General features: G+C 59.7%; 6 protein-coding genes and 1 pseudogene. 3 read left to right on the forward strand and 4 right to left on the reverse strand.

The window, feature by feature from the left end; genetic code table 11:
• Positions 1-76: 76 nt before the first annotated feature.
• Positions 77-1,993, reverse strand: a complete 1,917-nt coding sequence (locus U5768_RS20650; RefSeq protein ID WP_322032268.1) for a bifunctional sugar phosphate isomerase/epimerase/4-hydroxyphenylpyruvate dioxygenase family protein — start codon at positions 1,991-1,993, stop codon at positions 77-79.
• Between the two features lie 291 nt (positions 1,994-2,284).
• Here U5768_RS20650 and aroQ point away from each other — a divergent pair, with 291 nt between their 5' ends.
• From aroQ to U5768_RS20665, 3 genes are all read left to right on the forward strand, one after another.
• A complete protein-coding gene (gene aroQ, locus U5768_RS20655; protein WP_322032255.1) occupies positions 2,285-2,740 on the forward strand; it encodes a type II 3-dehydroquinate dehydratase in 456 nt (151 codons plus the stop codon).
• Positions 2,737-3,636: a shikimate dehydrogenase gene (locus U5768_RS20660; RefSeq protein ID WP_322032256.1), complete on the forward strand. Its 900-nt coding sequence runs from the start codon at positions 2,737-2,739 to the stop codon at positions 3,634-3,636. Before aroQ ends, U5768_RS20660 begins: the two co-directional genes overlap by 4 nt.
• Before the next feature lie 141 nt (positions 3,637-3,777).
• On the forward strand, positions 3,778-5,073 hold the full coding sequence (locus U5768_RS20665) for an MFS transporter (protein ID WP_322032269.1): 1,296 nt from the start codon (positions 3,778-3,780) through the stop codon (positions 5,071-5,073).
• Between the two features lie 309 nt (positions 5,074-5,382).
• Here the strand turns inward: U5768_RS20665 and U5768_RS20670 are convergent, their stop codons facing one another.
• The 3 genes and pseudogenes from U5768_RS20670 to U5768_RS20680 all read right to left on the reverse strand — a co-directional run.
• Positions 5,383-5,949 (reverse strand): hypothetical protein, encoded by a 567-nt coding sequence (locus U5768_RS20670; RefSeq protein WP_322032257.1) that lies wholly within the window; start codon positions 5,947-5,949, stop codon positions 5,383-5,385.
• Complete coding sequence (locus U5768_RS20675; RefSeq protein WP_322032258.1) at positions 5,927-6,811, reverse strand: hypothetical protein; 885 nt, start codon at positions 6,809-6,811, stop codon at positions 5,927-5,929. Before U5768_RS20675 ends, U5768_RS20670 begins: the two co-directional genes overlap by 23 nt.
• A gap of 79 nt (positions 6,812-6,890) precedes the next feature.
• Positions 6,891-7,131 (reverse strand): annotated as a pseudogene (locus U5768_RS20680) (hypothetical protein); the annotation flags it as partial.

Consider the following 7,131-nt stretch of genomic DNA (forward strand, 5'->3'; position numbering starts at 1 on the left):
ACGCCGCATGATTGTCGGGTCGATGCGGCGTGCGTACTGCTGCGCGAGGTGACCAGGGTGACTTGCTGCGTTTGAATCAATCTCGCGGTTCGCGCGCCCCCTTTGCGGCGAGCGCACGCTGGCGCGCCTGCGCCGCAAGACGCACGGCCGCGTTGGGTGCGCCGTAGCCGTCGTAGCCGCCGCGCCGCTCCACGATCTCCAGGAAAAAGCGCTGGTCGAGCGTTTCCGTGTAGGCGTGCAGAAACTCGCCGCCGCGTTCGTCGCGGTCGTAGAGCAGGTTGTGGTCGCGCAGCGCGTCGAGAAACGCGGGGTCGAGTGCGTGACGCGCGTCGAGATCGTCGTAATAGTTCGCGCTCACGCGCAGGAGCGGCATGCCGGCCGCCTCGAATTCCTGCACTGCGCGGAAGATGTCGCCGGTGTTGAATGCCACGTGATTCAAGCCGGTGCCGTGATAGGCGCGTACGGTTTGCGCCGCGGCCGTATGCTGGTCCACTGAGGCGTTGAGCACGACGCGCAGCCCGCGGTCACGGCTCATGAGCGCGCGGCTGCGCACGAGCCCGTACGGGTCCGGCAGCAGCACGGCGGGCGTCGCTTCGAGCCCGAACGCCGACTTCAGGAACAGTACCCACGAGTCGAACGAGCCGGCCGGCAGCGAAAGGCTTACGTGATCGATGCCGAGGATCGGTCCCACTTCGACGGGACCATCGATGTCCGTAAGCGCGAAGTCGGCTTCGAAAAGCGTGGGCTGCCCCGGCTCCTCATTAACGAAGTAGTTAAGACTGCCGTCCGGCCCCTGGACGGCGGGCACCACGCGCTCGTTCGGACCCACGCGGCCAGAGAACGGCGGGTAGCCGAAGCCCGCGGCGCGTTCGAGCGCGAGGCGCGCATCGTCTACGCGAAACGCCGAGGCGCAGAGCGAAAGCCCATGGCGCTGGAAAAACATGTCGGCGAACGAGTCGGGCTCGGCGTTCAGCACGATGGCGGCCGAGCCGTGCCGGTAGAGCGTCACATCCTTCGAACGATGCTGGCCCGCGCGGCGGAAATGCAGCTTTTCGAGCCAGTTCGCCACTTGCGCGCGTGCCGTATCGTCCACGGCGAATTCCAGGAACTGCCACTGCGCGTTCGCGGGCGCGGCGCTCGGGTGGTAGAGCGCGCTTACGTCGACGTGCTCCGCTTCGAGCGTCTCGCGCGTGAGCGATTCGAGCAGCAGCAGCGAGCGATGACCGTCGGCAGCCGTGGCGGCGGGGGGCGCGCCGCGAAAACCGTCGTTGAAGATTTCGAGCGAGAGCGGGCCCGTGTACCCGCTTTTCACCACCTGCGCCGTGAAGTCCGCGAGCGCGAAATCGCCCTGGCCCGGAAAGCAACGATAGTGACGGCTCCATTCGAGCACGTCCATCTGCATTCTGGGGGCGTCGGCGATCTGCACGAAGCCGATGCGTGCGCCCGGAATCGCGGCGATGCCATCGGGCGCGTCGTCGAGCGAGAGCGTGTGGAAGCTGTCCAGCGCGAGCGTGAGATTGGCGTGATTCACCGTATTGACGAGGCGCCACGCGTGCCCATAGGTGCGCACGTGGCGTCCCCACGCGAGCGCTTCATAACAGATCGTCACGCCCGCTTCTCCCGCGGCTTGCGCGAGTGCGCCAAGCTGCCCGGCGGCGAGGCCGTCGTCGCAGATCGTTTCAGGCGAGACATTGCTGCACACCAGCAAACGGTCGGTGCCCAGTTGATGCATCACGTCGAACTTGCGCTTCACGCGTTCGATATTGCGCGCGAGACGCTCCGGCGAGACGCCCTCGAAATCGCGAAACGGCTGATACAGCACGATATCGAGGCCGAGATCGTCGGCCATGCGGCGCACGTCGGCAGGCGAGCCTTCGAAATAAAGCAGATCGTTTTCGAAGATCTCGACGGCGTCGAAACCCGCCGCGCGGATGGCGGCGAGTTTTTCGGCGAGCGTGCCGCTGATCGACACCGTGGCGATCGAGCGGCGCAGCGCGCGAGAGGGGGGGCGGGGCGGACTGGACATGGGCATGGCGAGCGGGCTGACTGCGACTTCGATGTTGAACAAGGGTCCGGCGCGGGCGTTTAACCAACTGGCGCACCGCACACACACTTACCGCCGGAGTGCCCGAAGAATACGCCAAACTAACTAGTTAGTACAAATTCTGGCAAACCCCAGGTGACCGCCGGACCGCTGCGCGGCACACTTGAGACCATGCGGTGAAGCATGCATCGGTTCTTCGGCATGTGCCGCGCCGGTCGTCAAGCTGTTCTGGAGTGTGCAATGGGAATGCCTTCGGTGCTGGTCCTGAACGGGCCCAACCTGAATCTGCTGGGAACGCGGGAACCCGCGATCTACGGCGCTGAAACGTTAGATGACGTAGCGAACCTGTGCCGCGAGGCGGCGGGGCATCTTGGACTCGAGATCGATTTTCGCCAGTCGAACGCCGAGCATCAACTGATCGACTGGCTTCATGAAGCGCGTACGCATGTGGATGGCATCGTCATCAATCCGGCCGCTTATACGCATACGTCGGTGGCGATTGCCGATGCGCTTTCCGCCATCTCGAAGCCGGTGATCGAGGTCCATATTTCGAACGTGCACAAGCGCGAGGCGTTCCGGCACCATTCCTTCGTTTCGCCGGTTGCGGAGGCGATCGTCGTCGGCTGCGGTACGCAAGGGTATGTGCTTGCGCTCGAGCGCATGGCCGCGCTGCTTGCAAAGAAGGTGGCGAAATGAGCTACGCAAAAAACGCGCTGGGCGCGCGGGCAACGGCTCAATCGTTTCTCTGCGGTCTGATCGGTTCGGGCATCGGCGGCTCCCTCACGCCCGCCATGCACGAACAGGAAGGTGGCGAACTCGGCTTCCACTACGTGTACCGCCGCATCGACCTCGAAGCGCTGAAGCTCACGGCCGCAGCGCTGCCCGAACTGTTGCTCGCCGCCGAGCGCATGGGTTTCGACGGACTGAACATCACGTATCCGTGCAAGCAGGCAGTGATCGAACTGCTCGACGAACTCTCCGACGACGCCCGCGCGCTCGGCGCGGTGAACACGGTGTTGTTCCGCGACGGCAAGCGTATCGGCCACAACACCGACTGGTCGGGTTTCGCGCGCGCATTCCAGCGCGGCCTGCCCGACGTCTCGCTCGAAGCCGTGGTGCAACTGGGCGCGGGCGGCGCGGGTGCGGCGGTCGCGCACGCCGCGCTGCAGATGGGCGCCCAGGCGCTCACGCTATTCGACGTGGACGCGTCGCGCGCCGGGTCGCTTGCCGCTGAATTGCAGGCGCGCTTTCCGGCGGCTCGCGTGAGCGCGGGCGGCGATCTGCGCGACGCGCTCCTGCACGCCACGGGCCTCATCCACGCCACGCCCACCGGCATGGCGAAGCTGCCCGGCATGCCGCTGCCCGCGGAGTATCTGCACGAGCGGCTATGGGTGGCGGACATCGTCTATTTCCCGATTCGCACGGCGCTGCTCGACGCGGCCGAGGCGCGCGGCTGCCGCACGTTGAGCGGCGGCGGCATGGCGGTGTATCAGGCAGTGGATGCGTTCCGGCTGTTCACGGGCGTCGAGCCCGATGCGGAACGCATGTATGCGCATCTGCAATCAATGCTGGCGGCCAACGCCGGCGAATAACAAACGAGCTTTGCAAGGGACCGGAGTCGGCCTCGATGCGCCCACTCCGTCCGACACCTGGAGAGAGACATGGCACCACCCGTATCCACGGGGCGCGGCGACGCGCCGGCCCTTTCCGCAGCCGCCCCCGCCGAGGGGGTGATGCGGCGCTCGAAAGCGCGCTATCGCATTCTGGGCCTGCTGGCCGTCGGCACGATGATCAACTACCTCGATCGCACCGTGCTCGGCATCGCGGCGCCGCAGCTCACGAGGGAGCTGGGCATCAGCGCGGCGCTCATGGGCCTCGTGTTTTCGGCGTTTTCGTGGAGCTACGTCGTCGCGCAGATACCGGGCGGCGTGTTCCTCGACCGCTTCGGCAGCAAGTTCACCTACTGGCTTTCCATGACGCTCTGGTCGATGTGCACGCTCGCACAGGGCTTCATCAGCGGCGTGGGTGCGCTGTTCGCGTGCCGTCTGGGTCTGGGCGCCGCGGAGTCGCCGTGCTTTCCCACCAATAGCCGCGTGGTCGCCACGTGGTTTCCGCAAAGCGAGCGCGCGTTCGCCACGGGCACCTATACGGTGGGCGAGTACATCGGCCTCGCGTTTTTCAGCCCCTTCCTTTTCGCGCTGATGGGCGCGTACGGCTGGCGTTCGCTCTTCTATGTGGTGGGCGGCGTGGGCATCGCGTTCGGCGCGGTGTGGTGGTTCCTTTATCGCGAACCGCACGAGCACCCCGCGGCCAATCGCGCCGAACTCGATTACATCGAGGCGGGCGGCGGTCTCGCTCGCCATGAGCGCAAGGCCGGGGCGCAAGCCGCAAGCGAGCCGAAAAAGCACGGCTTCGACTGGCGCATGGCGGGCAAGCTGGTGCGCCGCCGTCAGCTTGCCGGCATCTGCCTCGGACAGTTCGCGGGCAACTCCACGCTCGTGTTTTTCCTCACCTGGTTCCCCACCTACCTCGCCACCGAACGCCACATGGGCTGGCTCAAGATCGGCTTCTTCGCGATCATGCCGTTTATTGCCGCGTCCATTGGCGTGATGTTCGGCGGCACATTCTCCGACTGGATGCTGCGACGCGGCATCTCGGCCAACGTGGCGCGCAAGCTGCCGATCATCGCCGGGTTGCTGCTTGCCTCGACCATCATTCTCGCGAACTTCGTGCAGAGCAACGTGGCCGTGATCGCGATCCTTTCCGTGGCGTTCTTTGCGCAGGGCATGGCCGCGCTCGGCTGGACGCTTGTTTCGGATATCGCGCCGGCCGGCATGCTCGGTCTCACGGGCGGCATCTTTAATCTCGCGGCCAATCTCGCTGGCATCATCACGCCGCTCGTCGTCGGGCTGATCGTGAGCGCAACGGGCTCGTTCGTCTGGGCGCTCGTGTTTATCGGCGTGATCGCGCTGATCGGCGCGGCCTCGTATATCTTTATCGTGGGAGACATCAAGCGCATCGAGCTGTAGGGCCGGTCATTTAAATTTTTGGGGTTTGTGGTTGTTCGAGGTCCATCGGATCCGCCGAGCCATTTTGCATGGTTAAGTTTTGCCCTCACAACATAGAATCCTTCGATGTGAAATATAATGTTCGATGCAATGGATTCGCGTTTTCGACAGGAAATTTGCCGCCCATACAGGTTGCAGGCGTCCGATGTGCGACTTCAGCACCACCCGGTACTTCACATAGTCCTTGGATTGCTGGATGCTGCCGCTCCTTCCGAATATTGTTGGGTGAGACCAGATCGTCGAATCACATATTTACTTGGAGGCAATTTGCTAGCTTGCGGGCTTGGTGATATCAAAGAATGACGATTTGGTGTTTCTGATAAATGACTCTTCGTCGGTCTTTGTTTTTATACTCCCGCTTTTTTTCTCGCCGGCTAGTTCAATGCCAAGTTGCTCTTCGAGGGGGCGGAGCTTGTTTTGATCTTTTAATTCATCGCATTTCATGGATCGATTTGAGAAATAAATGTCGGATCCCTTCTTGCAAATCAGTAGTGTGTTGCGCGCGATGCTTGAATCATTAACCATTCTCGGGACATTGTCGTATCCATAATGGCTGAATAATTTATTATCATAGTTAATATAAAATTCAAATCGATCAACCTCCTGGTTGTCCGATGGATACGCATTGCCTTTTAAAAAAATTGTTCTCATTGAGGACTTTGATTCGTATCTGAACATATACACGTTGACGTGCATCTTGCTAAGAACGTCCTTGCTCCCAGTAACAGCGAAAGGCGGCTCGAAATAAGTGAGATGCTTCCATAGAAACAGGAGGGCGGACATTCCGACTGCAAGGATTGATAAAGTTAATATTTTACGATTTTTTTCGATGATCATTGAAATACCCTTGATGAATTGAAATAATCTTCTCTCCATTTTTATAGCAGTACATGGGTTTGGCTGGATCAAAATGCTTTTTGATGTATTCTTGATCTTCAGAATGATCTGCATATCGTCCGAAACTTGTGGCTTTTAGTCCTCCGCCCATACCTGCAGCGATTTGATAAGTTGGACCGACGAACCAGCCTGTATGCATATCCCGCGCAGCCGTAGTAATTCGATAGTCTGGCAAAAGTGATGGCGCTGATTTGGTCGATTGGCCCCAGACTTCGACGTTTTCGAAATTCTTCATTTTTGAAAGCGTCGCGGCGAAATTTTTATATTTCTCCTGCTGAGGGTGGTCGACCGGAGGTGCCTCGAGAGCCGAGTCACAGCCATAAATAATGAATCTGGGATCGTTCAGGCTCCAGTTGAAGTCGATCGAGTTCCAGCCATCCAGTGTCATCTGACCGAATTCTCCCGGCGTCCCAAAGCCATATTTAGTTGGATTTACACTTCCAATGGGACCGTCTCCCCCTGCATGCGAGTGGCAGCTAACCTCTTGCAGGCGAACGTTAGATGCTCCCCCAAATTTGGCGATGTATCGTGGGACTACATCGAGGATCTCAGATATATCTTCGATATCGGGGCAGTGTACCTCGTGGAGGGATTCGTTGTACCAGCTACTGCTTTTTATGTTGTGCATTCTGGTTTTGGCGCCCTCGCTATAAAGATATCCACCAAATTTTCCCTTCACCCAGAAGAGAAGAAAGAGTAATTTTATTGGTTCTACTCTTACCTCCTTACGAGTTTTGTTCTCGACAGGAGAGGTCGTTGAACTGCCGTATATCACCCAATTGGTATTGGATGCGTTTGCCATAGAAGCGCCTTTAGTTTATTAATTTGGTTGCATCAATTTTTATCACGCGATTGTCGGGTTGACTTACGATACTGCTTAATTATTCTTTTGCTACTTCAATTATGAGATTTTCGGGATGCGCGGTTGTGACCACATGCGTATGCCCAGTATCGTCGGTCATTCCCTCTTCGTAGCTCCCGTCCTGGCGTTTGATTCTGTACTTGCGACCTACCAGTATTTCGCCCGTATGCTCGTCCTTGAGGACGAAAGCTTCGTCGAATTGCGCACCACCAGGCATCACCGGGAAAATAGAGTTTCGTGATGCCTTACCTTTGTTCTGG

Origin of the sequence: Paraburkholderia sp. J76 (genome assembly GCF_905220295.1) — a bacterium.
Taxonomy (GTDB): Bacteria; Pseudomonadota; Gammaproteobacteria; order Burkholderiales; family Burkholderiaceae; genus Paraburkholderia.